The sequence below is a fragment of the Oceanobacillus phoenicis genome, assembly GCF_047238145.1.
In the GTDB taxonomy this organism is placed as follows: Bacteria; Bacillota; Bacilli; order Bacillales; family Amphibacillaceae; genus Oceanobacillus.
Genome location: NZ_JBDFME010000001.1, coordinates 3,741,404 through 3,768,259 on the forward strand (window position 1 = coordinate 3,741,404; position 26,856 = coordinate 3,768,259).

Consider the following 26,856-nt stretch of genomic DNA (forward strand, 5'->3'; position numbering starts at 1 on the left):
TCTAAGAAGTGACTTTTCTAAAATACCGTTAATTATATACAACTAGCTACTATATTTGTTTTTAAAATCTTTAATTTTTATAACGACTTTCGATTGGCTATTATCCGTAAACATTGCTGGCTCAACACCACAAATTTCTGCTAACATTTTAGGTGTAAGATATAAATTATATTGCTCAGCTATCCTAAGTGGAATTTCGTGTCCTTGTAGAATGTTTTCATCAATCAACAATTCTAAAGACTGCTTAAATGCGACTGGCAAGGTTACTTTAGTTTCTAAATCAAAAGGTTCTGGGTTTCTCCATTTTCTGTAGTGCATTTGTTTATATAATTTCGCTTCTTGGTCAGATGAAATTATATTTAAGTCTCTTGCCCGCTTAATCATAGCAGCCATTGAAACTTTCCATTTTCTTTTAAGATTATAATACGTATCTATCTCATCGACTATTTTTGATTTTAACTCTTTTCCAAATGATTCCTGTGGTAAGAGTAATATTGAAGCTAATTTATTAGCTTCAGCTTCAATTACCTTATATTCATCCTTATCCAATTCTTGTGGGTTAATATTTTGATGAAGTGCCCAGTGACCAATTTCATGTGCAATACTAAATTGTTGTCTGTAAAAAGACCCCGAATCACCGGTCGTAATTATGAAATAATTATTATCATTTATAGTGTTCATACTACTAAAAGCATCTACTTTATCCTCTTGGTAATTCATATTTATAACAGTAAAACCCATTAATTCTGCAACTTCAATAATATCTTGTATTGGATCCAACCCTAAATCCATAGATTTTCGAATACTTAAAGCAATTTCTTCAATATTATCTTTTCCTTCGTAAACTTCTCTGTTTTGTAAAGTAGGGAAATCTATAAACTGTTCAAGGTAATCTCGTACAATAACCGAATATTTAAGAGCGATTGAAGCTGGTTCCTTAGATTTCTGGGTAGCAGTTAATCTTGATCTAAAAAAAGTGCCTTCATTTTGAATAGGGAATTTTTCTATCGTATAGAAGAATTCTCTTGGATAACCTAGAATATTATTCAGTTGAAGTGATTTTTCAAAACTTGGTTCACTTTTCCCATTTTCGTATTTTGAAACCATTTGTTTAGTAACATTCAATTCTTCAGCCAAAGAAGTAATTGTCATTTTATTATAAAGTCTTGCTTCCTTTAACCTAGCCCCATTAAATATCTTTTTCATTCAAACTATCTCCAAACTCAAATTATTAACTTTTTAATTTTACAATACGTTTCTTTTCTTTTTTGGTCTCATTAATGTTTGTGCTTTTACGCTTCTCAGGTTCAACATTATCGTCTTTTAATACTAAGTGATAATTAACATCTATAAGATCAGTTAAATCTTCTTCCCATACTATTTGATGGTTAGTATTAAAAGCAAATGCTTTTGCAGTTGAGATAAAAGAGTTATCAAAGGCAAAAACAATAACTTTACTAGGATCCGTCTCCATCATATGTAGCATTTCTCTTGCTTGCCTTATTAAGACATCTTTTTCTTCTACTTCTTGGTCAAACAACGTCAATTGTTGACTCAAAACTTTCATCTTATCAAGTTCTTTATTGAATAAATTAAGTAGTCTTAAATAATGACTATCTTTACCTTTTCTAATAATCCTTTTCAAATTAGATTCACTGAAACAAACGTAAAGTTCATTTTCTGGTCCAAGTAAGAGAATAGCTTCCCACAACTTACCTCTACCCAATTTTATATGTTTCAAATTGAATTTTTTAGTCATTTCTAAAATACTGTTATATCGGTAATCCCATCCATGAGTTCCCCTACTATTTTGCGTTCCTTCTCCTGATACATTTTTAATAGATTGCAAGTATAAATGACGTGATTCAGAATCGGGTGTTACTAATATATTTATTATTTCTTTAACTACCTTATTATCTAAATTGATCATTACTGCCCCTCCCATCCCATCCCATCTAATTATTATTTTAGATTATTTTCTAAATAAGTCAACTATTTTAATTTTTAATCTAGTAAATAGTTACTTATTTAGTTTTTTCATTTGTTGAGAATTAAACATCGTATTCCTTTAACATTTTGGAAAATTAAATTCCTTTTCTAAAACATCTGCAATGAGATTTTTGACCTCTTGGTTGTTTCCCCCAAATCCAGCATGCAGTTGCACCTTATACACGGTCAACTTCTCTCCTTGCTTGATTCTATCTTCAATTGCCCTCTTAATCTTCCTAATCCTAAAATCCTCTATCTCTTCTTTTGCTTCTCTTAGATATTGTTGTGTTCTAACTAACTTCTCATTATGAAACCATGACCCAAACCCTAAAATTTTCCTTACACTCGACGGAGTTACTCTTACCGGTTTACCTTTTCTATGTAAAATGCTTTCAACAGCATCTTTAGCAAGTCTCAAACATTCTTCATCTCTCTTATACCAATCAATTGTTCCAGCCTTTTCCCTACCCAATGCAGCCTTGGGGGTTACTCTGTCATACCAATCCCAATCATATTTACAGATCCAGGTATGTAGGCCTTTTCCCTTCTCTTTTAACTGGCTTCTATTTGCATTCGGATTTTCTTCAATTAATTGCAACCATTTTTCTCTTCTTTCTTGAATATCAAAAATTGGATTATGTTGGATTGAGACAGACTTTTTACCGATAACCTCCTTATTCTGAAAGAGGTAATCCATTCTAATACCTAAGAACTGTAGAAATAATAAATGTCTCAATGGGGTTCTGTTCTTGTTGTTGTTTCGTACAAACAATCGAAGCCAATTAGATGGACTGTCTGGATCAATATCGCTCTGCATTAAGTTCAAATACTCCATAGGATAATTTAGCAGAAAACGTTCCTGAACATCCTTCATATACAAATTTCCATTATTGGATGCTAGTCCTTTTTCTCTTAATCTATCAATATAAAATTCAATAATGTACTTTAATTCTTTCCTAGGAAAGTTGGTCTCTAGTAATAGTTCTGCATTATGAACATATTTAAGATTTAATTGTTTTATGTTGTCTGGATAATCATCCTTCAATAGCTCTACATCACAAACTTGTTCATCGGCACATATAAAATCAATTCCACTTCCTGTACTTAATACAGAGCTTTGTTTTAAAAGCAGGTGATGTTTAGAACAATAATGAACACCTGCTATCTGATGATTAGTTCGCCAATAACTTTCTCCCAATACTTCTAAATCTTCCTTATAACATAAAGGACAATATCTTAAATAATTTGGTTTACGTACTTTGCTGTTGGAAAACCCAATATACTTTTCGACGGTCATTTTTGAACCATTTGCTCCATTCTGCATGATATTAAAAAGAAAGTCTGTTTTTTCCTTTGACAAAAAGGAAGTATAAAATGGAAACATAGTATGGTTTTTTATAATCTCTATAGCTGTCAGCTCTGAAGTTGGTGGAAGACATTTAACAAAGGAATCAATATACTGAGGAAAATAAATGGAAGACACAAAAATGTGCCTCCCAAACAAATCCTCTATCAAAGCCCTTTTACTTACCATCCCACACATTCTCCGATAACGTGCAAGCACGGAATAGAATAGTTCGTTTTCATAGATTTGAGGAAGAAAATTAATCACAGATCATTCACCTCTATCCAATTTGTGGTATCCTCTATATACTCATTTTCCAGGAGTACTTGATAAGGTGTCTTTTCTATCTGTACTCCCCGCTGAAGTAAATACCTTAAATCATCTTCCTTGTATTCTTTTTGTTTTAATTTTTTCCTTGGTTCTTCAATCTTATCAACGATTTCTACTTCCTTTACCCTTTTTGGATTTACTGGTTCTTGTTTTCTAGTTTCTCTACTGTTACTTACAACAAAATTCTCCGAGTTTATTCTTCTTATATCTTCATACTTAGCAATTTTATGAGGATTACCAGACCTAATTGCCTCTAACATTGGTTGCAGCAGTTTAAATTTGTCTTTTGCTACTTTCTTTATTATATTAATGGAAACTTCCTCTTCTCCATTCTCTATAGCCAGTTGTTGAGAGTATACAAATAGTTTTACAACTAGGTCCGAAATTCCTTGAGTTTCTTCATAAATTGCCTTTCCCAACTCTTCATTAAATGGTATAAAATTTTGTGTCCACTGATATTTCCATATCGACTCCAATAAATAGGTAAATTCATTACCATACTTCATATTGTTATAGATTATTTCAGCATTTCCTGTTAGTCGCCTTGTCATTCTTAACTCTTTTCCAAAAAGATCGTACGCTCCAGGTGTTCCAATTAGACAAAGATTAATTCCAGAGTTTATTAAGTAGACAAAAAAATTCATAATTTGGTCTGCACCACGTTTTTTTATGTTCTGCGTTTCATCAATAATAAGTAGACCTAGTCCTATATTGTGTGATACCTGACTAATTAAAGGTAGCATGTGATCTACAGACATATTCCTAGATACATACTTTTTATAATTATTTGTTCCAAGGAGCTCATCTATTTTCATGAAAAATTGAAGGCACAAAGCCTTTAAACTAGAATTACTAGGAGCTTCTAATTTAAGCCAAACTAATTGGATTTGATTGTAATGAATTCCTCTATACTGATTATGAACGATAACTTGAGGAATATTAGAAAGCACCCGATTAATAGTAGTAGTCTTTCCCATACCTGAATATCCAATAAATGTACCACAGCCAGCAGTTGTTCTAAAATTTTGCCTGCTATTAATATCAAAAGAACGATTGATTATCTCCTTTCCAGACTCATTAATGTATTGTTTGTAGTGCTTATCAAAAGGATTCCTCGCCAAATAACCTTGCATAATTAATGAATGAATCATATTCCAGACCTCTACATGTACTGGTAAAGGAGTAAACAATTGAAAAAGCCGGTTTACCATATAGATTCGATAAGCACTATCTACATATTTTTCTTCGTCCTTATAAATTGGTCTAACCATTAATTTTCTTATGATTGCTGCTTTATCCAATAATGGTGGCAAGGCTTGAATTAAAGGATTTTGATTAAACTCTTGAAGCGGAAATTTCTTATATTCTGCTTTAATTGCCTCCATTCCATTAGGTAGAAATATAGGGTTACTCAATACCATCAGCCCAATCTAATTGTTGTATAGATCTAAACATGCTAAGTTCGTCATCTTGAATCTGATTTTCTTGTGAACCTATTAACGTTTGCGAATCCATTTTCAAATCTTTTTGTCTGCTTCTTACTAATTCTCGTTGTAAATCTTTTTCCTGTCTTTGGTTATCCCTAATTCCTTTTAACCGCTCAGCTTTACTTAAAGATTCGTCCTTTTCCATTTCGGTTTTCTTCTTTCCTTGATCTACGATTGCTTGAATATCATCATATAACTTCATTTTTTGCTGCAATTCTTTTTCTTTGGTTTTACTATCTAATGACTCTTCATAATTTATTATTTGTTCAATTTCATCGATGCCTCTATTCTTATACTTCGTCAAATGTTCAAGTAATGTAAGTTTATGAAATTCACCGTCTTCATTAATAGTATAGATGTTAGAAAGATCACGTGGATCATACCAAATTTTTATTTTTTTACTACCATTTATCCTTGCTAACTGATACCAATTGTTTTTCATAGAGTAATTCGAAGCATAGAGCATCTTCTTATACCGAACCCCACGAGAAGTAATCGAAGCTGTATCAGTTGGGAGTAGGTGCATTCTAACTGTCTTTTCTGGTAGGATTCGTAGCTGTCCCTTCATTTTTTTTACTCCATAATCCCATATTTTAGCTGGAATTTTTTCAATACCCTCTTCAATCATCACTTCATCTAAGATATATTCACTCAATATGTGATGATTATTATGAAAAAGTACACATTTGATCAGTATTCTTGTAAATTCATCAATAGTGAGATTGGCTTTTAATCTATAATCCTCTCCTCCCCTTTCAATTATGTTCTTACCATTTTTTACAACTCCTTCAGCAAAAGGTTTCACCTTTATATTTAATTGGGCAAATGCCTGTTCAATTACCCCCTTATAATCGGCTCTATATGGAGGAGCATTCTGAACTGAGATACCTAATCCTGCAATAGCATCTTCAATTTGTTTTCCATTAAGTTCCCCTCTATCTGCAAAAATCTTTTGTGGAACGCAAGCCACTTCCCATTCATTCTCTTCTAATTGGATACCATACTGTAAACAATAATCCTTCTTAGATGTCATACTATTTGCTAAAGCAACCATTACACTCGTATAAGAATTAAATGATTCAAAGGTGACATTGATGCCCACTATCATCTTAGAGTACACATCTATGCAACATATAACTGTTGGTCGTCCAACTATTAAATTGCGATCAACTGAAGAAACTAAATATATATCAAATTGGGTAGAATCAATTTGCCAAAGTGTACCCGGCCCCAATCCAGCATCTTGCGTTGAATTCCCTAGTAGGCTTCGGTGATTTAGAAAGTAATTTCTTGTCCCCTTTCTATTAATGATTTCTTTCTTAGAGTCATTGAATTTTTTGTACCAATATAAAAATTGATGATAAGATGGGATTTTAGAAGGATCTTTGAGTACTGGTACCTCCTTGCCATTCATATCAACCTTTGTATCTGTGAAAAAATCTTTCAGAATTAATTCGTATGTAGTCTTTAATGAATTCTGCCGCTCATTGTAATAATAACGATTCAGTCCAACCCTAAAGTATTTCTTAATTTTATCGTCTACATTTACACCTTGTTTTGCTCCAGACTTTAGAGGTCTTCCCCTCTTCTTATCACTACTAATTCTTTCCATCCCTTTTGAGCCACATAAGTTAAATGCAGGAAGTAAACCATTCCGTATTTTTCCGCCTCTCCAATAACGAATAAGATAGTTCTTAACAGTGTTGTAACTAACTTTATAGAGATTCATCGCCTGTTTAATCGCTTGGTTTCTATATTGCACTTTAAATATAAGGTGTTCAGATTCCACTTGTTGAAGCAGGTAATTAACTATATCCCATCCATGGTTTCTTCTTTCCTTTTCAGCACTACTTAGTTTCTCTTCTACAACGTTTTGTATATAAGGATCCTTCTTTAAAATAACTATTTTTCCATCTTGATATTCAGAAAACAATTCATCTTTATTAATTGCATACGGCCATCGCTTATTATCCATATCTATTGCAAATATAATAGAAGAAAGATGTTCAAAATATACAATACGAATTGTTTTTTTATCCTGATACTGTAATAATAAGTTCTCTGTTAGTTCCAAGTTAATCCATCCCTTTACTTAGTAAATCACTTACTCTTAAAGATAAATCTATTGGTTTTGTCATATCTAACCATACCTCTTTCTTAGCAATTAAATAGCGAAATAGATACAAACCTGTTCCCTTTGGTAATCCTTCTTCTTTGTCCATTATTTTTAATATTTCTTTTAAAGGGAGTTCATCATTTTCTAAGATAAGTCTGAGCAATACAGAGGACATACCCTCTTTATCAAGTAATCTCTCACTTCCTTCCAACATTGTTTCTCTTACCCATTCAATATTCTTAGCTAATTGCCTCGGAAGTTGTTTTTCCGTAATTATCTTCCAATCAACGCCTTTCTGTTGCCAATACCTTCGTTCAATTTCTAGCTTTTCAAATGTTATTTTCCTCCTAAGTTCTGTTGTATTTTTTATGGTTCTTGCCACATACTTTTCATCACCTTTAGCATCTTTAGTAGTCAATAGAAAGTTTGTAGTTAATACATAAGGTTGTTTAGTCTCCTTATCCATAAACCTATCAAAACGTAGATCCTCCTTTTCATTGATCACCTCCAGTACGTCTAAGAGAGGATAAGACTCTCTAATATCATTAACTTTCGAGTTAAACTCAAATAGAAGAAATGCTCTGTATTGATTATCTGAATGGAGATGATGAATACGTCTCGTTTTCAGTCCATAAATTCTAGAAACTCTTCCTTTAGAACTATAATTATAGGTATAGCTCCAAGGAAGATAATCTTTGCCATTGCCTGTCCCTCTTCCTTCTTTCAGATACTTAGTTAATTTTTCCTTAGTCCAATTATTTGTGCCCATTGAATTCTCCCTGCTGAATTTTTTCTTGAAATCAAAAATGACTATTGGCAATCGAGTTCGTTTTTTTTTGAACTGATTATCAATAGTCAAATACATCTTCTATCTTCTATTAAATTTAGTTTGAACACTTTTATAAGTTCACCTCTAGGTATAGATTATCGAGATCCTCTTGTAATATACCAAGGTATCTTTTTGTTTCTGCTACAGAACTATGATTTAGAGCTATACATATATAATCGAGCGATATACCTTTTTGAAATGCCCAGTAGCCCCAGGTTTTTCTCATTCCGTGTGTCGAAAATCTTTCATTAATACCCACCATATCACAGGCAATATTTAGCATGGACGCTGCATATTGTCTTGAAATCGGTTGATTTATACCCTTTCTACTTGTAAAAAGATAATCATCCTGATTTTTATTAGAATACTCTTTCATGTATTCATTGATAGATTTTTTAAGGTTCTTGGTTATAGGGAACCTTTTGTATTTTCCAGTTTTCTTTTCATTTATTTCTATGAATTCATTAGCTTTTTTTCCATTCCATACATCTCTTACCTTCAATGTTAAAATATCACTTATTCTTAAAGCTGATGATATTCCTACCATAAAAAGTAAATAATCCCTTTTATTTTTCCCACGTAAATATCCTTTTACAGCTTCTAGCTGTTTCAAGTCCCTTATTGGCTGAACAACTTTCAATATTTCACCTCCTATAAACTTACAAAAACATTCTATCCGGTGAATGAAGAAACCTCAAGAGCCTGAAGGCAATAAAACAGTTATTGAAAGTATACAAAATACCTTTCAAATTCCATAAAGATGTTTTTCCTATTTTTTGATAAACTTTTCAGTTCGTATTTAGGTGTGGCAAGATGGCGTGCTTGTTATTTCAAGAACACGTGACTATGAAACTAGCGAATAGTATAATTAAAGAAAAAAGATTTGAGGTTCTAAAGTGGAATTATTATATCAAGGTAACAATTGGCTCGCTTTGTTATTGATATTGTTTTTGGGGCCAACAGTATATCGATTTATTAGGACATGGATACGGAGAATTATGATTTATTTGAATCTTACTCGAACGCTAGTAGAAAAAATGGATAGATTTTCAACGGGAGAAAATATACCGCTACTTAGTAATATTGTTTTCCTTCTACTATTTTTAATATTGTATTTTATACAAGAAAAGAATGATATCCAGTTTATAAATATTAATAATTCAGACTTTCAAATAATCGATGTTTTTGTGTTTGTGATCGCTATATTTAGTATGTATGGTATTTATATTGGTTTCCTGCAATATATAACCGGACACAGCGAAAAAGCAAGATATTTAGGAAAAAGTAAAATTAAATATCTTACTGATATATCAATTTGGTATCAAATCACACAAACAAAGTCTTTCTTGGTGACTTTATTTTTGTCAATTACACTACCCGTGCTATTTATTAATACTCATGGTATTTTACAAAATAATCTTTTGTACACTTGGCAAACAAGTATGGGAATATTACTTTGGATTTATATATATTTAATTGGAATGAGTTTGAAGATAATGCGTATTTTATTTTTGATAAAAGATGATGTGGATTCTGGTTTAGAATATAACATAAGAGAATCAATTAAGCGAAAATATACAGATTTGTTTAGGGAAATGTATTATTCTGGTTTCGATTATAACGATATAAAAAACTTCTTTAGTTGGATAAAATATGATATTCGCAAAGTAGATGGTGCAGAAGTAGGTTATTTTTTAACTATCGTTTTTTCCTCCATTTACGAAAACATTGTTTACTTTGATGAATTTAAGAGCATTAGAAGAGTAAGTGAACACGGTAACATAATTTCCCTCTTTAATGGTTATAAGAAATTTATAAATGAAAAATGGAATTATCTATCAAAATTTCAAGAGAAAGTTGATTTTTCCACATATAAGAAGTTAATATATCAGGATATTGAAATGCTTGACTTTCTAATTAGCAGAAATCCAGAGTTAGTACAAGAAAGTGATAATCATTTTGTTTTAAATTGGAGGACTCAGAATATCCATAATTTTTTATTTGATAAATTATTGGAAAAAGCGACTCCGGATAATATGACCGATATTTGTTTGACTGTCAAACAAACTACTTGCAATCTAAAATCAAGTCCTGCTGACAGTATTACATACTATATTAAGGTTGAAAAATATAAGTGGGAGCAAATATTTGATATTTATTTAAAAGGTGAAAATTATTTCGCTTTACCAACGTTCTCTGATAAAAGAGTTACAAATTTTCAAAATGGGGAAGAATTTGAAAAGGTAACATTTGATAATGATAACATTGAATTGTACTCACAGATATGCCTGAATTATTTAATCAATAGTTATGGCTACATTCGAGAGTTAATTACAGAAAACATAAATCTGGAAAAATTAATTTTAACTATGGATAAGGAATCGCAAGTAGCATATATATTGTATCAGCTTTTATATCCTGGTGTTGATAAATGGAATAGTAATGTAATTTTTTATAAAGAAAAGTTAGAATCTGCTTTTAAATTCTTAGAAAATGATCAACGAGAACAGTTATTTTTATCTGCCGCTGTAAAAGTATCAAATACCCATATAGGTCACAGAGTTACCTATGGGGTTTTAAAAGAAATATTCTATAACAGAGAGAAAAAAATAACTGCAATAAATTATTTTGATCAGTTTGAATACAGCAGGATATCTAATCTAAAACTAATATTTGTTCAAAGTATTTTATCTAACAATGCTAGTTATTGTGGTAGAATATTAATTCATACCAAAGATATCGACTTTGAAACAAGAGTGGTTGATTCATTGTGTGTTAGTTATTTAAGTGCCGTTGATGAATTACCTAGTCTTATTGAGTGCGTAAGATTTAAAGATATTATGGAGGATTTGATTCAAAAAAGTACACTTGATATACGAATTATTGCTCATAACTTGGGTCTAAAGGGATTATTGTACTATGAGTGGTTGTTGGATTATCAAGTCGACTCTGTGGATACTGTATCGACGTTTTTGGGAGCTATAAAGAGTAGGTTTAAAAAAATATCTAGGTATCATTTTATTCCAAATAGCATTTTTGAGTTTTTCATAGTTAAATCAATAGATGTCAGTTATACAGAAATATTTAATAACCAAGAGTTTTTAATAGCCTTCAAAACCGAGGGAAATAATTTTCTTAGAAGTATTGATATGACTGCTAATGAGTTTGTTGAATCAATTTATAATAAATTATTCGACTTTGAATTAGTTAGCATAGGAAAATCTGATGTAGAACAAATATCAAATAAATTAACAGAAATATTATCCAATTAAATCTTCAAAAATGTATGTTAATTGTTGGAAAAACTAAAATATGACTCAAAGAAAAAATTTACTGAATCAGCACGCCCCTCACCTTCCTTAGACCAACTTCCAATTAGACCTTTACTAAGTATAGTGTATAAATGAATGAGTAACATTCCGTATTAACTATCTAATATTGAAACAAATGAATGTTGATTTATCAACATTCATTTGTTTCCTCACCTAGCTTTTGTAAAGTAACTCTTTTTCCAACAATATTTACGAAGATAAGTATATCTCAAACTAAAATCAAAATGTTATAATAAATTAGAATATGATTGAAATGTCTACATACGTTCTATTAGCAACGACTAAAATTAGTTTTAGGTTAAATGAAAAAATAAAATATCAATTGAATTTGGGGGAAGAATTCTGTGGCGACTGATAAAACAAAATCCTATCGTATAATTGCTGAAGATATACCTTTCGAACATGAACAAAAAGAAAAAATATTTAAGACTTTCTTTGCAGTATCCGATTATTACAAAAAGCACCCCAATCCAGGGGCATGCCATCTGGTCTCTAGCATTTTTTATGTCTTACTCAATGAACAAAACATTGAAAACCAACTATGTGTCGGGGAAGTAAAAACTGGTACTCAATATTTTGATCACTCATGGATAGAAATTAATGATAGAGTTTTTGATATTGCCATTCAACTGACATTAGATGCATCTAGGAATGCTCCGGTCTATGCAGGGTATGATTTGCTAACCGAAGTCAATACTAAAAGGATTTACGGATCTCAATCACCGACCGGTTTTGATAGAGATGCAAAACAAATTTTGAAAACTCCTTTTGTAAAATATATGGATGACTATCCCCAGTTAAGAGAAGGTGCATGGAGAATTGTTAAAGTCATTGGTAGAGAACTCAGACTGAAATTGGATATAATCGAACTTCGACAGCGATACTTAAATACGGAACGCACCTTGAAACAACAACCTTAAAATGTGATGTTATATGGTTATCAAATTATAAGTAAAAAAGTATATTAAATTAACACCGCAAAATGCGGTGTTTTTGATTCCAGAAAATAACCCAGCTCGATAAGAGGTAAGCTATAATTTAAATTTACTTACTATTTCCCTTGTTCAACTAACGCACCCGTTTATAGTTAAATTAAAATTAGTGACCGGTTGAATAATCGTTAGCCTAAGAATTATCTATTTTTAAATTTAACTATCACTCTTTCAGGGTCACAATCCTCTTCATTTATAATCTAATTTATCTTTTAGGATTGTTAAAATTGGTTCATCACATTTTTTTCTTTTGTAAGTATAACTGCTATTCTTAGTAGGACCTAAGATTTTGGGTTGTATAGTTTGATCTTTTTCAGTTTCTATCACAAGGGTTGCTGCAAAATTACCATTCTCTACAGTTGTTTCATGAAAAACCCCTAGTTCTACACTATAAAAATCTCCTTTATTATAATTAGTACTATTTTTTAGATTACATGTTAATATTTCTTCGGTAGGGGTTAATAACGATCCATCGTTATTATACTCAGCTTTGTAAGTCCTATATAAATTACCACTACCACTATCTAACTCATAAATATTATTGGTAACTGAACCTGCTAAGATAAAACTATTCACTTGAAAAATATGATCATGAATTGGCATAGGTGGGGATTGAGTTTTCCTATCACCTTCTAACCAAACATGTAACCTTAAATAACCAATATTAGGAATATAGCTAAGTTTAGAATGAACAAAGCCTAAAGGATGCCAATTAAATATAATTTCACTTCCTTGTTGTTCTATATATGTCTTGAAAGCTTTTAAAACTTCGTCGGGTGATTCTTTTTTTAACAGTTTATTTGTTAGATGTTTTAATTCAGTATCCATATGGATTTTCCCCTTTCTTTACTAATTCAGCGATATCGTTAAAGTCATCATCATCCATTATACTTATATTTAATCCTAGAACAGTTATAAATTTTCGTATTTTTTCCCCACTTAATTCATTAAAGGGTATACCTTCTACTTCTTTATCAAGAATATTACTTTGACTTAGACTAAGCCTTAAATCTTCAAGGTATGACTTAAAAAAGAATGTTTCTTTTTCACACATTAGTGCTGGTTCACTTGTGTCTTCTTTTGTTATTACGAGAAATTTCGTTGATAAATCAATTCTAAACATAGAGTAATGATCTATTAGTCCTATCGTCACTTCCAACAACGGTTGCTCTTTTTCCCATGAATATGCAGACACTATTGTAGCGAAAATTTCTTTTTTTAATTCTTTATAATCCCACGTTTTTTTAATTCCCGATCTAATTCGGTTTCTATATTTTACATAACTCGAGCAGACTCCATCATTATCTGGGTTAATCAAGATTAATACTATCTTTTTAGAAAAATTTGAGAATCTTGCATCGGCAGCCAATTTAGGTATAGTCTTTGATCTTGTAAATCTTCCAGTTCCTCCTGCAAACCAATATTCATCAGTATCTCTTGCCTTCTCTAAATAATCTTTAATTTCTTTTGGATTAATTACGTCCATTTGAGATTTTTTCACTATACGAGGGGTAAGCCAAAATGCAAGAGAACCAATAATTACAGTACTAATTCCTGTAGAAAGTATTGCATCAAGTATTGTATTGAAAATATTAATAAGTTCCTGGCTTAAATAAACTGAAATTTTCGGGACTAATAATAACCTTATAAATAATATAAGTATAAATATAACACTGCTTATAAAGAAAAAAATTTTTCTAGCATATTTAGATAATAGTATTTGCTCCATTATTCCTCCGAAAAACATAAATATTTTAAATTTATTATAACATTAAAAATATGAACTATCTTCTATAATCTAATCCAATAGGTAAGCAAGATCTTAAGGCTCCTTTTCAACTAAATTACCCCATTACTTTAAGTACATCCATGTAGATAATTTCAAGGAAAACCCAGAAAAATATTCTTACCGAAACGTAAATAAGAATAAAGATTCTCTTCACATAAATTTTAGGTTTGATTTGGCCACTTTTAAACTAACCTCCACATATTGTAAGGATAGAGAATGAATTTCTCTACCCTTCTCCAAAGTTTACCTTTTAACATACTTTTTACCACTCATGTTCCCCATCGTCGTAGTTAAGATATTCCGAACAGAAATTCTTAACTTATTAATCTCTAGAAAATCCTTTTTTAAAATAATGCCACTACTTAAAGAACTTTCTAATACACTTTCAAGACCATTTAATGCCACAATAGTATTATTAAAAAACTGAAACTTTCTCGAGGTGTATAATTGATTACTTTCAGCAATATTAGCAGCAATAGAAGTACTATACTCACGAATGCTTGATACCAATCTTTTTTTATTCCAGTACTCTCTCTTATTAGTGAGTTCATACACTTTCCTTACTAGAATTAAAGAATATGTATAGGCTTTGAAATTATTGACATTAGGAGTATAAACATTAGGTAGATCCATTCCCTTTCCTTCATTCTCTTTAATGTTCGATAGGCTTTTTGTTAAGATGCAAACTACTTGAGTAATTAAATTATTTAATTCATGATGTTGTTTTTGAGTTATATATCCCTGGTCTAAAGAGATCTGAAGCCAAGCAGAAGTTTCTTTCGCCGAACCTATCGCATAGCTATATTGATTAAATTTCACCCCAACATAAGATTGCTCACCCATATAAATTCTTTTTTTGATTGATTCAGCACTTCTATTTATTTGATCAACGATTTGTTTCGTTTCATATGATGGGAATTCTTTCGTTATTTCAATAATCCGTTCTTCAAGTTCTTGGGCTTTTGTATATCCATTGAATCGGGTAATATCTCTAATTTGTAATGAGGAGTTATTTTTAGAAGAGTTAGTGTTTGATAGAATATTATCGGGGGATTCTAGTGGAAGAAAAGTAACATTCTCTAAATCATCATAAATTTGCCTGCCTCTATATTTATTAATATAGGCATTAATGACAATTTCTTCAGCATCTGTATTTCCTTTTAGATCTTTAACTATCCATACCAGACCATTTTCTGCAAGTTTCTTAAGAGCCTCATCTATGACAATAACGTTAAATTCACCCTTCTCTCTTTCATCTCGATACCATTTTTGGATTTGTTCTACTGTTTCATTCACTGCTTATCATTCTCCTTTTTCCAAGTATGTTTGGGTTCTCTATATAATTCAATTCTACTTAACTACAATGCATAGTAATACTTTTATTAGTTTAACCTTGTTCTAGCATTCGATATGAAGAAATATGAAAAATTCATAAGACTAAAACCGCTTTTTTCTTATTTTCTCTTATATTTCATAACGAACTGAGTAGTATAAGGAGAAATCTATTAAAAGAAAAGGAAGTGGTCAATTTGACTGAAAAAATTTTAATTGCTGTAGATTCAGGCAAGTATCAAACAAAAGGAATCGCAAAGTATAAAGGAAGAACCTATATGACAACATTTCGAACTAAAATGATGTCAGTTTCAAGACTTGGAGTTGATATTCAACCGAATTCTTATCTAGTAAACTATTATGGCAATGAATACTTACTAGGAGACATGGTAAGTGAAAATCATGTAGATTATTCTTTAAGCAAATCCTCTTTAATTCACAAGGTAACCATCTACACTGCTATTGCTCAGTTACTTCACAAAGCACACACTCCTTCAAATGTTGACATTCGTTTAGTTGTTAATGTTCCTATTACTACCTACAAGGATGCTAACCAAAAGGAACAATTCAAAACGATGGTTGAAAATCAAGGCCGGACAAATCATCTTATAGTGAATGAAAAAAATTATTCATTTGATTTAACAGATGTAACTCTTGCCTTTGAAGGAGTGGGTGAAGTATATTCCAAGCCAGAAAAATTTAAGAATAAACATACTACTGTAATAGATATAGGAGGTTTAAATGCCACTTTTTGTACTTTCAAAGGGATTCAACCTTTAGTAAATACAATGATTGTCTCTGATTTAGGAATAAATGTTCTTAAGGGTAGTATTGGAAAAATCATTAATGAAAGATATGGTCTTTCTGTTTCTTCAGATGATCTAGAACAAGTGCTACGATATGGATACTTTGCAAATAACGGGGAAATCTTTGAAGATAGTAAAGTATTTATAGAAGAAATAAAGTATGAACACCTGCAACAAATCATCCAATTTGCAAAAAGTCGTGGGTACACTTTCAACATGTCAGATATCCACTTTGTAGGCGGTGGGGCAATTACGCTTAAAAGATATATCAAACAATCATTTTCTAATGCAATTATCATGGATAACCCTCAGCTTAGTAATTGCCTTTCTTTCCTCAATATCCTGGAGATTAAAAATGCCTAATGTTAGATACACGATTAGTTTTCTGCCAAACGATTTCGAATTACTTCACTTTGTCGAGGAAAAAAGTAAATCACAAAACTTTAGTGCCTACATTCGAGAACTAATCAAAAAGGACATGGCAGCCAAGGTTGATTCATCAATGGAAGAAATATTTGAATACGTTGCTAAGAGAATTAAAGAAGAAGGATATATCATGCAAGAATCAAGTACTCAGAAAGAATTTATTGACGAGCATGATAAAGAAATGATTATAGATCTCTTTTAAACTCTTCTAAACAAAAAGGGCCAGTTATGGCCCTTTTTTAATAAGCTGATTTCACCTAATGTGTTGTATTTTCGTGTAAGCCATCATAAACTTCTTCAAACATATCATCCATAATATAAGCTTTAAATTCACTGTTTTCTAACATTTTCATGAAAAACTTCTCATTTTGCGACATTCTTGAAATGACAAAGTCTAAAAACGCTTTTTCATAAGCAAATTTAAAATTATCCCTTGTGTTACTCTGTGCCTTTTGAGCTAATTCCTCATTGTTTATCATATCTTCTTTTATTTGATCTCTGGATAACTTATCTGTTTCTGAAAACTCCGTACCAAATCGTTCATTGAGTCTGTCAATAATAGATGAAAGCTTTTCTTTTTCATCTTCACCTGATTGTCCTTTGCCGTGACTTGTAGGCTTTAATTTAGACTCTCCCTCTTGATTCAGTGATATATTACCTTCAAACACTTTATCATTTCTATAGTATTGTAAAGCTACATCATCTGCAAGATATACACTATCAGATACATTTTTAGGAAGCTTTCTTAACAAATAATTTAGATAAACATATAACTTGTGCAGGTCTATATCGGCAAAGGGTCCTATTTGCAAAATAAATGCGTATACTCTTAGAAATTTAGTTGAAGCACTTTTGAAATCATCCTGCAGTTCCTTTGATAAATCTTGATTGAAGCGGTTAACTGCTTTATCTAGAATTGAATTTAGTTTTTCCTGAGTCTTACTTATTTTCTTTTTGTCACTAAATTCTAATTTACATACTTCTTCAATTTCTTCTTCAGTATAAACCTGACATGAAGCTAGTTCTCTTTCTAGATCATATAATAAATTAGGATCTGTTGTAGTTTCTAAACCTGTTACTTCATAATAAGGTTGGAAAGCTTTTTGAATATTTTCAGCATCATTTACAAAATCAAGTACAAAGGTATCATTTTTACCATTGCATGTTCTGTTTAATCTAGAAAGCGTTTGTACTGCTTTTATACCATCAAGCGGTTTATCAACATACATACTATGTAATAAAGGCTCATCGAATCCAGTTTGATATTTTTCTGCTACAAGGAGTACTTGATAATCGTCTTTATGAAACTTATCCGGTAATTCTTTCTCTCCAAATCCGTTCATATCCGTCTCTGTATAAGACATACCTTTATCCTCAACAACTCCAGAAAACGCTACTAAAGTATTAAGATCTTTATATCCTTTTGCTTTAATATATCTATCAAAAGCATGTTTATACCTCACAGCATGGAGACGGCTACCTGTAACAACCATAGCTTTGGCACGACCTCCAATTTTATGAGAGGTTACTTGTCTAAAGTGTTCCACTATAATTTCTGTTTTCTGAGCTATGTTGTGTGGATGCAAAGATACATATCTAGCTATTTGTTTGGTTGCTTTTTTGCCAGAAATCTCTGGATCATCTTCAATATTTTTAGCAACTTTATAGAAAGTTTTGTACGTAGTGTAATTCTTTAATACATCTAAAATAAAACCTTCTTCAATTGCTTGCCGCATAGAGTAAACATGGAAAGCATTTGGCATCCCATCTTCATCATAGGTTCCAAACCGTTCAATTGTTTTCGGTTTTGGTGTTGCAGTAAAAGCAAAGAAAGAGATATTATCTTGTTGTCCACTTTTTGCGATAGTTTCGGCAATTTGCTCATCTACATCTTCTAAGTTTTCTTCTGCTAGTCTGTCGGCCTCAAAAGCATCTTCTAACGATTTATCCGATAAGATGTTAGTCATTGCTGTCGAAGCCTTACCACCCTGAGATGAATGAGCTTCATCTATTACTATTCCATACTTACCAGCAGAAAACTCTCCTAACTTTTCGATAATAAATGGGAACTTCTGTAACGTAGTGATAATCACTCTAGTTCCTCCAGCAATAGCATTAGCTAATTGGGCAGAATCTTTATCTATTTTCTCAACCATCCCCGCTTTGTGCTCTAATTGATAAACAGCATCTTGCAGCTGCTTATCTAATACCCTTCTGTCCGTAATAACAATTACGCTCGTAAACGTTGCAATATTGTCTTCATCATGGAGTTTAGCAAGACGATGTGCTAGCCAAGAAATACTGTTAGTCTTACCGCTACCTGCACTATGTTGAATCAAGTAGTTTTGACCAATCCCTTTTTCTTTCACATCTAGTTCTATCTTTCTAACTGCATCTAACTGATGGTATCGAGGGAAAATAACTGTTTCTTTTTTATCAATAATCTCCCCTGTAGAGTCTAAAACATCTTCTTGATTTACATAGACGAACCGAAAAAGAATATCTAGTAAGCTATCTTTTTGAAGAATCTCATTCCATAGGTATGACGTACGGTAATCATTATAAACAACAGGGTTTCCCTTGCCCCCATCATTTCCTCTATTGAAAGGCAGAAAGAATGTCTTTTCTCGATTAAGCTGTGTTGTCATGAAAACTTCATCCGTATCAACAGCGAAATAAACAACTGCTCGTTTCTTAAACTGAAATAACAACTCTCTAGGGTCACGATTTTTTCTAAACTGATTCTTGGAATCATCTACTGTTTGATTGGTTAGTTGATTCTTTAACTCCATAACAACTATGGGTAAGCCATTCAGAGAGAGCATCATATCAATGCTATTGTTGTTTTTACTGCTGTAGTAAACTTGTCTACTAACCGTAAAGATGTTTTTCCTATACAAGTCAACAAGCATCTGATTCATATCACTAACAGGCTTATTGTATGCCAATTTTAAAGTCACACCATAGTCCTTTACACCGTGCCGCAAACAGTCAATTATTCCACGTTTATCTAACTCTTTGTGTACACGGTCTAAGATTTTCTTTTTATATTGGTCTTTATAGGCCTTTCGTAAACGTTCAAGTGACTTCGGTTGTGAGTTCTCCAGAAACTTGAAAAAAATCTCTACATCAATTGCATACTTCCTAAAGTCATCTAAGGTTTGACCAGAATGGGTTCTTTGAATATACCCTGAATTAATCAAATTAGCTTCTATATTAGCTTCAAAACCTTGCTCTGAGTAATCAATGCTCATTTTCTCACCCCTTTTCATTAACTATTTGCAATCTGTTATTACATTCGTGGCATTACCAATAATTTTATTCATGCAATAATACCTCTTCACCTTTATAGTTCTGCACATCAATTTTCCCTGTGACTGCTTCATAGATGAGAGATTGGCGATATTCTTTTATTTTTTCGATTTGTTTCTTTGTACCAAATATTATTGAATCAATATCGTTCGTTTCTTCATTAAGGTAATCAACAATTTCTTTTTGTTCAGTAATATTTGGTAAGGGGTAAATAAAATTCACGAAAGTTTCTTGATATAAGTGTTTAATAGTAGAACCCGTTTCCATATACTTAATGTACTTGTTAAATACCTCTGAAGATAAAACCCAATACATATATTCAGTAAGATACTGATTATTTAAACACCTTGTAACAAAAACCCCACTATTTAATATAGCTTGTTCTGGTTTATTCCTAACAATAGCAATTTTTCCTATTGTACCATCCTTTGTTATTAACAAATCATCTTCCTTCAATTGAATTGCCGGTGCTTCATTAAATCTTTCTTCTCTAATATGATAACAAGTTTCCCAATTGATCAAGCCATTTTCAAAGTCTGTACCTGTAACCAGATACGGACCTTCATCAATAAATTCATCTGAACGTAATCCTTGCCATCCAATTCTACCTTTAACATAGGTACTATATTTAACTTTATTCTTTTCCCAATGCTCAGGTATCTCACCAATCCATTCCACACCTGAATCTTTCATTTTCACATCAAGATTTAATCCTTTTGTAACCGCTTCGGTAATGATAGCTTGACGTTTTTCCTCAAGTAATGTGATGAGCTTTTCATTGTCGGATATGAGTAAGTCTATCTCAGTGGTTTTATTATCCAATAGTTTAACTATTTCCTGTTGTTCACGTAGATCTGGTACGGCCCAAAACTCATTCTCTATATCAGTACCTACAATACTAGGCAATGCAGTTTTTGTCGTATATAAGTCCCAAGGGAACACATTAAACATATAATAAAACCACTTCGGCTGCATTCCTTTATGAAATTTCGTGTAATACATTGTATCCACTGTCCAAAACTTTCCGTCGACGTATAATGGTTTTCCGATAGTTCCTTTTCGACCGAACAAAACTGATTGTCCATTATATAAAAATTGATTAGTTTTTTTAAAAACCCCTCCGGAACCGAAAACATTTATTACTTCTGAATCGTTAATATCTATTTCATTTCGTATTTCTTTTCCATTCATTATCTTAAGACTTCTTTTTAATTTTATTAATTCCCAATGCTCCGGTATCTGCCCTATCCATTCAACCCCACTATCTTTATACGATGGGTATTTCTTTATTATTTCCATTATCCCATCACCTTCTTCAACTTCTCCAAAATACTCTCTTCCAACTCTCTTATTTCTTCTTTTATCTCTTCCGAACTTCTTAATTCTGTATATTCATAAAAATAACGTGTAAAAGGAATTTCGCAACCTACTTTTGTCTTTGACTCATCAATCCAAGCATCTGGAACATGTGGTTTTACTTCTCTTTCAAAATAGTCATGAATAGATTCTTTCAGCGGTACAATCTCTGTATCACGTAAATCCGCATCTGGTTCAGGGATTCCTTTAGTATCCACACAAACATCAGCAGTCTCATCTTTCTCAGATAATGCAGCTAGAATAGCTTTAAATAAAGGTGCACCGACCTTTATATCGTTTTCTTTAAACTTCTTCTTCAGCTTCTTCGTGAACTCTTCTCTATTTTTATATGTCTCATCCGATTTCATTGCTAGCAAAGCATACACTATGGCTCTTTGCTGTTGTTTACCTAACTCTATAGCCTCTAAACCAGCTTCGCCTTTTTTCTTAGACTTTGCTAAGTTAGCAAAAGCAGTCTGATTATTTAATTCTTCTACTCTTTCTTCGTTAATCTTGAAATTTAAACGTAACGGTCTTTCTACTGTAATCTTTTGATAGCCAAAGTCTTTATTATCAAAGACCTTTACCTGTTTGCTTTCTTTAAAATCACCATACAATCTAATTATTTCAGCAATGTGCTCCTCAGATAGTTCCTTACGCTTGCTGCCTAAACTCTTTCTCATTTTTTGATAGAACTCTATGGCATTTACAAGTTGGATTTTCTCTTTACGATGTGAACTTTTGTTATTCGTTAGTATCCATACATACGTAGAAATCCCAGTATTGTAGAAAAGGTCAGTTGGCATAGCAACTATTCCTTCAACCAAATCGTTCTCAATTAAATATTTCCGTATTTCAGACTCTCCACTACCCGCATCACCAGTAAATAATGGAGATCCATTCATAATAATGGCAAGACGGGACCCCTTTGGATTATCTTCCGTTACAGGCTTCATTTTGGATACAAGGTGCTGTAAGAAAAGAAGTTGTCCATCACTTATACGAGGCAGGCCTGCTCCGAATCTTCCGTTATAACCCTTTTCCTCATATTCAGCCTTCACCGCTTTTTCAGCTGGCTTCCATTCCACTCCATAAGGCGGATTAGTTATTAGATAGTCAAAGGTCATTTCAGAAAAGGCATCATTTGATAAAGTATTCCCAAACCGAATATTCTTGGCTTCCTCACCCTTTATCAAAACATCAGCCTTACTAATCGCATATGATTCCTCGTTGAACTCTTGAGCAAAGAATTCTAACTCTGCTGACGGATTTAATTCCTTTAGATATTCTTGAGCAACTGATCCCATACCACCAGTACCTGCACATGAATCATATAATGTTTGTGTTATCCCTTGTTTGGTTAATATATCTTCATCATTTAAGAACAATAGATTTACCATGAGACGAACTACCTCTCTTGGTGTGTAGTGATCACCAGCCTCCGCATGCTCACTAAAACGGCGAATTAACTCTTCAAATATGTATCCCATTTCTACATTAGATACAACACTTGGATGTAGATCAATCTCGCTGAAACGTTTTACAACAAGATACAGTAAATCATTCCGCTCCATCTTATCTATTTGCTTATCAAAATCAAAATACTCTATGATATCTCTTGCTGTCTTAGAAAACCCATTAATATAATCTCGTAAGTTATCCGCTATATTATCTGCATCACTTAGTAATTTTGAAAAGTCATATTTACTTACGTTACTAAATTTCTGCTTCGCCACTCGGTTTAGTATTTCATCCCTTGAATCTTCTGGTATATCTTTAAATTGCTCGTATTTATTTAAAACCTCTTCTTTTGTACTGCCTAACACGCTATCAAAACGTCTTAATACTGCCATCGGTAAGACTACTTTTCCATAGTCTTCTGGTTTATATGGACCTCTGAGCAACTCTGCAATAGACCATATAAATGAAACTTTTTCTTGAAAATTAAACATACTTATACTCCTCTATGTAATAACTATTATGTAAATATACTACTTTTATAGTAACAAATAATTGTATATTAAATAAGACTAATCTACTGTTTTTATCATATTATGTAGCAAAATTGATAAAAGGAAGATGTCAGTTAACATCTCCCTTTCCTTTGTCTAATATAGAACTTTCTTCACACCGTACTTCATTTTAATATATTTCATATCAATGAAACCCTCAATAACATAAATCCAACAGCCTTGTTTCTTCATTTTTTAATTTTTAACAGCTTATAAAGATACTCAACTTTTTTTGGCTCCTCATAGTACCTCTTAGATTCTAAAACTTCTCTTGCTACTGAATTTAGATAAGACTTTATTTCACTCGTTTTTTGATAAACCATTTGATTTTTTGCTAATGAAATATCTTTAGATATTTTTTCAACTACCTTTGTCAGTAAAGATTTCTCAGCAGAATTTTTTATCTTATTAATATTCTTCAAAGCAGCTATATCTCTTTTATAAGAAAGAGTTTCATTTTTCTTAGCGTGTAAATGAGCTTTCATTATTTGGCTCGCAAAGGAAAATTCATATCCATTATCGAAGAGTAACATCAAATCATTAAGCGTTGAACTTTTAATTTTTGGCAATGAAGCAATCAATCTACTTTTACCATAAAGAATATACTCTTCATTTAATTGAGAATAGAAAAGCTCATCTTTAATTAGCTTTGAAATGATGTCATTTGAAGTAACAGTTGGATCACACTTCATAGATTTATCATTCTCTTCTACATCAATAAATCCATTAATTTTCATTTGATTGATTTGAAGCTGAAATTTTTTACTAAGCTCATTAATTAACGCCATTGGGTTATTGATATTATAGTAGGTCTTATTTAAAACAATCTCACTTTGAATTAACGGCTGACAAACACTTACCTGACCGTCTCTGTCAGTAAAAAGACCATTTTTCTTCTCTAAATCATCAAGCGTAACCCTCCCTTCACAATTATTTTCTCTCATAAACTCAATTGTTCTTTTAAAATTCTCCGCTTTTTTCACTTCTTCATCCAAATATTTATGATAAAGAAATGTCTTTCTCTCTACTTGAGATTTTCCTTGTTGAATAAATAGTTTTAAAGCGTGATACGGATTTCGAAAACGATGGGCCATTTGAGCGATCCTTGTCATTTCATAATTTAGAGAACGACTTGTGCACAAAACCCATATTTCATCACCTTTATCATTATTTATAATAGAAACACCTGCTGATAAAGAAGTAGTCGCCAATATAACTTGCACATCTTCTGGTATTTCACCTTTACAAACAACTGATATTTCATCCTTTGATTTTATTTCCTCATTACTGGAAACCACTTGCATGGTTTTAATACCCATATTGTTTAGTTCCTTACTATATTGAAAAATGATTTCTTTACGTTCAATAAACACCAATAAACGACGATTTCTATTTTTTTTAGTGGCTAATTTTATTGTTTCTAGCATCTTCTTCTCTATTTGTTTCGATGTTCCTTCCATCATCAAGTAACCTGCATGTTGAAAAGGATTTTCCCTGTCTAACTGATTTACCTTAATGATGAAGTCATAGTCTTCTGAACGAAGGTTCTCTGGTGTGGCAGTAACATGAACAGATAATCCACCTGATTTCAATAAGTTTTTTTCGGCTGCACAGTACTCTCGAATAGTTTCCTCCTTAAAAGTAGCATCATTTGATAACATATGGCATTCATCTAATATCATTAGTCTCGGGTTATAGCTTGTCATAACATCACTGTTATTCAATTCTAGATCAGTATCATCTTTTTCCAACTTGAATTTTACGATATAAGGACAATGATCTACTGTTGTAAGAATATTGGTAGAATCATTGATAATATTTCGTCTCTCTTTGAAAGTGTATATATCACTTCCAGTAATCGTGTTTGAATCGCTACTTTTTTCAAATTTTGTTTTGAGATTATTAATTAAATTTCTTCGTGGAATGGATAAAATAGAGAAGCCTTTACTTTGATTATCGTTGAATTTCTCGAGGATTTTTAGAATTGCTGTGGACTTTCCAGTTCCCGTTTCACTATATAAGAGTATTCGTTTACCACTATTTTCAGGATTGGTTATAACTCTCTCTATTTCTTTAAATACCTGCTGATTTTCAGTTATCTTTCCATAAATATCAAATGAAGTATCTATTCTCAATTCTTTCCGTTCATTGAGGGTAAATATCTGATTTGTAGATATTCCCCTTAGCTGTAAATTATAAATTAATGAACCAATAGTTACTTTCGTATACCGTTCTAGTTTTTCCATTTCTTTATAGTAACTTGCATTACCATCATCAATGGCTTCGGCTAGGTGATATTTTTGATCTTTGGTTATAAGCCCTTTTCTCTCCATATCATTAAATGACATTAGATATCGAATCCATTCGTGATACTCATAAACAGGTACTTTAGCTGATTTTAAAACTTTAAGAAGTTCTGGGAAGTTTACCTGAGTAGTTGTGAATCTATCGTTAAAATCTTCATCTACCACTTCATTAACTGTAACGGAGCTCTTCATGTCTTGCTTATTACTTAATGTTGACCTTTTTGCATTATAATCTTCTAAATAAGGACTAAGATTAAATATATCTAATGTGTTATTTACTTTAACATCTTTACCAGAAGCAAAAATATTTTTCAATAGATGCATACTACCATCAAATTCTATCCCTATCTTCACACTTAGTTCGTCTTTGACTCTTTTATAAATATAATTCAACACATTAAAATCCACTTGTAATGTTGATACCATCAAATAACAATGAAATCTTTTTTGAGTTAATTTAGTACCACTAGAGAAGCTTTCCTGTATATAATGAAAATTTCCATTTAATCTAGATATAATTTTACGGATTGAATCATCTGGTAAATGATCTAAATGATCTAAGTCAAAACAAAAAATATTTGTACGATATTTATCAACCTCTCTTAATGACATTCTGGATTCTAAGCAACTTCCTAGACGGTGTGGTACCCCATTCTCTAATTGTTGAATAAATTCTTTTTCCGATATTACATTTAGCTTTGAATTATTCCATAGATTTATCGTCTCAAGATAAGATGATATATTACTAACTTGTTGCATTGCTTCTTCCTTTGAATCAAACCCTCGTTTATAAGGTTGAATTAGAATATTTCTCTCTGTGTTGTTTTTATCGTTATCTACTACCATATTAAATGCATCCTTCCATAATTAGATACATTATGATAGATGGTTTAAGTATTTAAGATAACCAGCCATATGTTTGAGGGTGTTCTATAAAATTTAATCAGGATTAGGGGGCAAAAAAATGAGCTTTCTTTCTTAATAATTTATGTAAAAATCTTGCCCATTTGTATCGATCTTCACTATCACATAAAAGTTTAATTTGGGTGCAAAAAATAAGACCGTGCTCTCTAGAGTCTTTTAAACATAAAAATAGG

Annotated in this window: 18 protein-coding genes; 4 read left to right on the top strand and 14 right to left on the bottom strand. The window is 31.7% G+C overall.

What is annotated here, in order from left to right:
• Positions 1-42: 42 nt before the first annotated feature.
• The 7 genes from ABC346_RS18870 to ABC346_RS18900 all read right to left on the bottom strand — a co-directional run bounded on the left by ABC346_RS18870 (position 43) and on the right by ABC346_RS18900 (position 8,736).
• The gene (locus ABC346_RS18870) at positions 43-1,206 is read right to left on the bottom strand and encodes an XRE family transcriptional regulator (protein ID WP_413236321.1); all 1,164 of its coding nucleotides are present in this window, start codon (positions 1,204-1,206) and stop codon (positions 43-45) included.
• 25 nt (positions 1,207-1,231) lie between these two features.
• Positions 1,232-1,930 carry a DUF5986 family protein gene (locus tag ABC346_RS18875; protein ID WP_413236322.1) on the bottom strand — a complete coding sequence of 233 codons (699 nt, stop codon included), beginning with the start codon at positions 1,928-1,930 and terminating at the stop codon, positions 1,232-1,234.
• Between the two features lie 138 nt (positions 1,931-2,068).
• On the bottom strand, positions 2,069-3,601 hold the full coding sequence (locus ABC346_RS18880; RefSeq protein ID WP_413236323.1) for a TnsD family Tn7-like transposition protein: 1,533 nt from the start codon (positions 3,599-3,601) through the stop codon (positions 2,069-2,071).
• Positions 3,598-5,079: an ATP-binding protein gene (locus tag ABC346_RS18885; RefSeq protein WP_413236324.1), complete on the bottom strand. Its 1,482-nt coding sequence runs from the start codon at positions 5,077-5,079 to the stop codon at positions 3,598-3,600. Before ABC346_RS18885 ends, ABC346_RS18880 begins: the two co-directional genes overlap by 4 nt.
• Complete coding sequence (locus ABC346_RS18890; protein ID WP_413236325.1) at positions 5,072-7,225, bottom strand: Mu transposase C-terminal domain-containing protein; 2,154 nt, start codon at positions 7,223-7,225, stop codon at positions 5,072-5,074. The genes ABC346_RS18885 and ABC346_RS18890 overlap by 8 nt, the downstream gene beginning before the upstream one ends.
• A 1-nt stretch (position 7,226) precedes the next feature.
• Positions 7,227-8,036, bottom strand: a complete 810-nt coding sequence (locus ABC346_RS18895; protein ID WP_413236326.1) for a TnsA endonuclease N-terminal domain-containing protein — start codon at positions 8,034-8,036, stop codon at positions 7,227-7,229.
• 130 nt (positions 8,037-8,166) lie between these two features.
• Positions 8,167-8,736 carry a site-specific integrase gene (locus ABC346_RS18900; RefSeq protein WP_413236327.1) on the bottom strand — a complete coding sequence of 190 codons (570 nt, stop codon included), beginning with the start codon at positions 8,734-8,736 and terminating at the stop codon, positions 8,167-8,169.
• 358 nt (positions 8,737-9,094) lie between these two features.
• Here ABC346_RS18900 and ABC346_RS18905 point away from each other — a divergent pair, with 358 nt between their 5' ends.
• Both ABC346_RS18905 and ABC346_RS18910 read left to right on the top strand, forming a co-directional pair.
• Positions 9,095-11,368, top strand: a complete 2,274-nt coding sequence (locus ABC346_RS18905) for a hypothetical protein (protein ID WP_413236328.1) — start codon at positions 9,095-9,097, stop codon at positions 11,366-11,368.
• Between the two features lie 404 nt (positions 11,369-11,772).
• Complete coding sequence (locus ABC346_RS18910; protein ID WP_413236329.1) at positions 11,773-12,348, top strand: transglutaminase-like domain-containing protein; 576 nt, start codon at positions 11,773-11,775, stop codon at positions 12,346-12,348.
• A gap of 261 nt (positions 12,349-12,609) precedes the next feature.
• Here ABC346_RS18910 and ABC346_RS18915 read toward each other — a convergent pair whose 3' ends face one another.
• The 3 genes from ABC346_RS18915 to ABC346_RS18925 all read right to left on the bottom strand — a co-directional run bounded on the left by ABC346_RS18915 (position 12,610) and on the right by ABC346_RS18925 (position 15,505).
• A complete protein-coding gene (locus ABC346_RS18915) occupies positions 12,610-13,248 on the bottom strand; it encodes a hypothetical protein (RefSeq protein ID WP_413236330.1) in 639 nt (212 codons plus the stop codon).
• A complete protein-coding gene (locus ABC346_RS18920; protein ID WP_413236331.1) occupies positions 13,238-14,149 on the bottom strand; it encodes a hypothetical protein in 912 nt (303 codons plus the stop codon). The genes ABC346_RS18915 and ABC346_RS18920 overlap by 11 nt, the downstream gene beginning before the upstream one ends.
• Positions 14,150-14,452: 303 nt before the next feature.
• Positions 14,453-15,505 (bottom strand): four helix bundle protein, encoded by a 1,053-nt coding sequence (locus tag ABC346_RS18925; protein WP_413236332.1) that lies wholly within the window; start codon positions 15,503-15,505, stop codon positions 14,453-14,455.
• A gap of 233 nt (positions 15,506-15,738) precedes the next feature.
• On the opposite strand from ABC346_RS18925, the gene ABC346_RS18930 reads away from it, so the two are divergent.
• On the top strand, positions 15,739-16,710 hold the full coding sequence (locus ABC346_RS18930; protein ID WP_413236333.1) for a ParM/StbA family protein: 972 nt from the start codon (positions 15,739-15,741) through the stop codon (positions 16,708-16,710).
• Complete coding sequence (locus ABC346_RS18935) at positions 16,703-16,975, top strand: hypothetical protein (RefSeq protein ID WP_413236334.1); 273 nt, start codon at positions 16,703-16,705, stop codon at positions 16,973-16,975. Before ABC346_RS18930 ends, ABC346_RS18935 begins: the two co-directional genes overlap by 8 nt.
• 55 nt (positions 16,976-17,030) lie before the next feature.
• Here the strand turns inward: ABC346_RS18935 and ABC346_RS18940 are convergent, their stop codons facing one another.
• The 4 genes from ABC346_RS18940 to ABC346_RS18955 all read right to left on the bottom strand — a co-directional run bounded on the left by ABC346_RS18940 (position 17,031) and on the right by ABC346_RS18955 (position 26,605).
• Complete coding sequence (locus ABC346_RS18940; protein WP_413236335.1) at positions 17,031-20,027, bottom strand: type I restriction endonuclease subunit R; 2,997 nt, start codon at positions 20,025-20,027, stop codon at positions 17,031-17,033.
• 64 nt (positions 20,028-20,091) lie between these two features.
• Complete coding sequence (locus ABC346_RS18945; protein WP_413236336.1) at positions 20,092-21,384, bottom strand: restriction endonuclease subunit S; 1,293 nt, start codon at positions 21,382-21,384, stop codon at positions 20,092-20,094.
• Positions 21,384-23,393 carry a type I restriction-modification system subunit M gene (locus ABC346_RS18950; RefSeq protein WP_413236337.1) on the bottom strand — a complete coding sequence of 670 codons (2,010 nt, stop codon included), beginning with the start codon at positions 23,391-23,393 and terminating at the stop codon, positions 21,384-21,386. The genes ABC346_RS18945 and ABC346_RS18950 overlap by 1 nt, the downstream gene beginning before the upstream one ends.
• A 248-nt stretch (positions 23,394-23,641) precedes the next feature.
• Positions 23,642-26,605: a DEAD/DEAH box helicase gene (locus tag ABC346_RS18955; RefSeq protein ID WP_413236338.1), complete on the bottom strand. Its 2,964-nt coding sequence runs from the start codon at positions 26,603-26,605 to the stop codon at positions 23,642-23,644.
• Positions 26,606-26,856 lie beyond the last annotated feature (251 nt).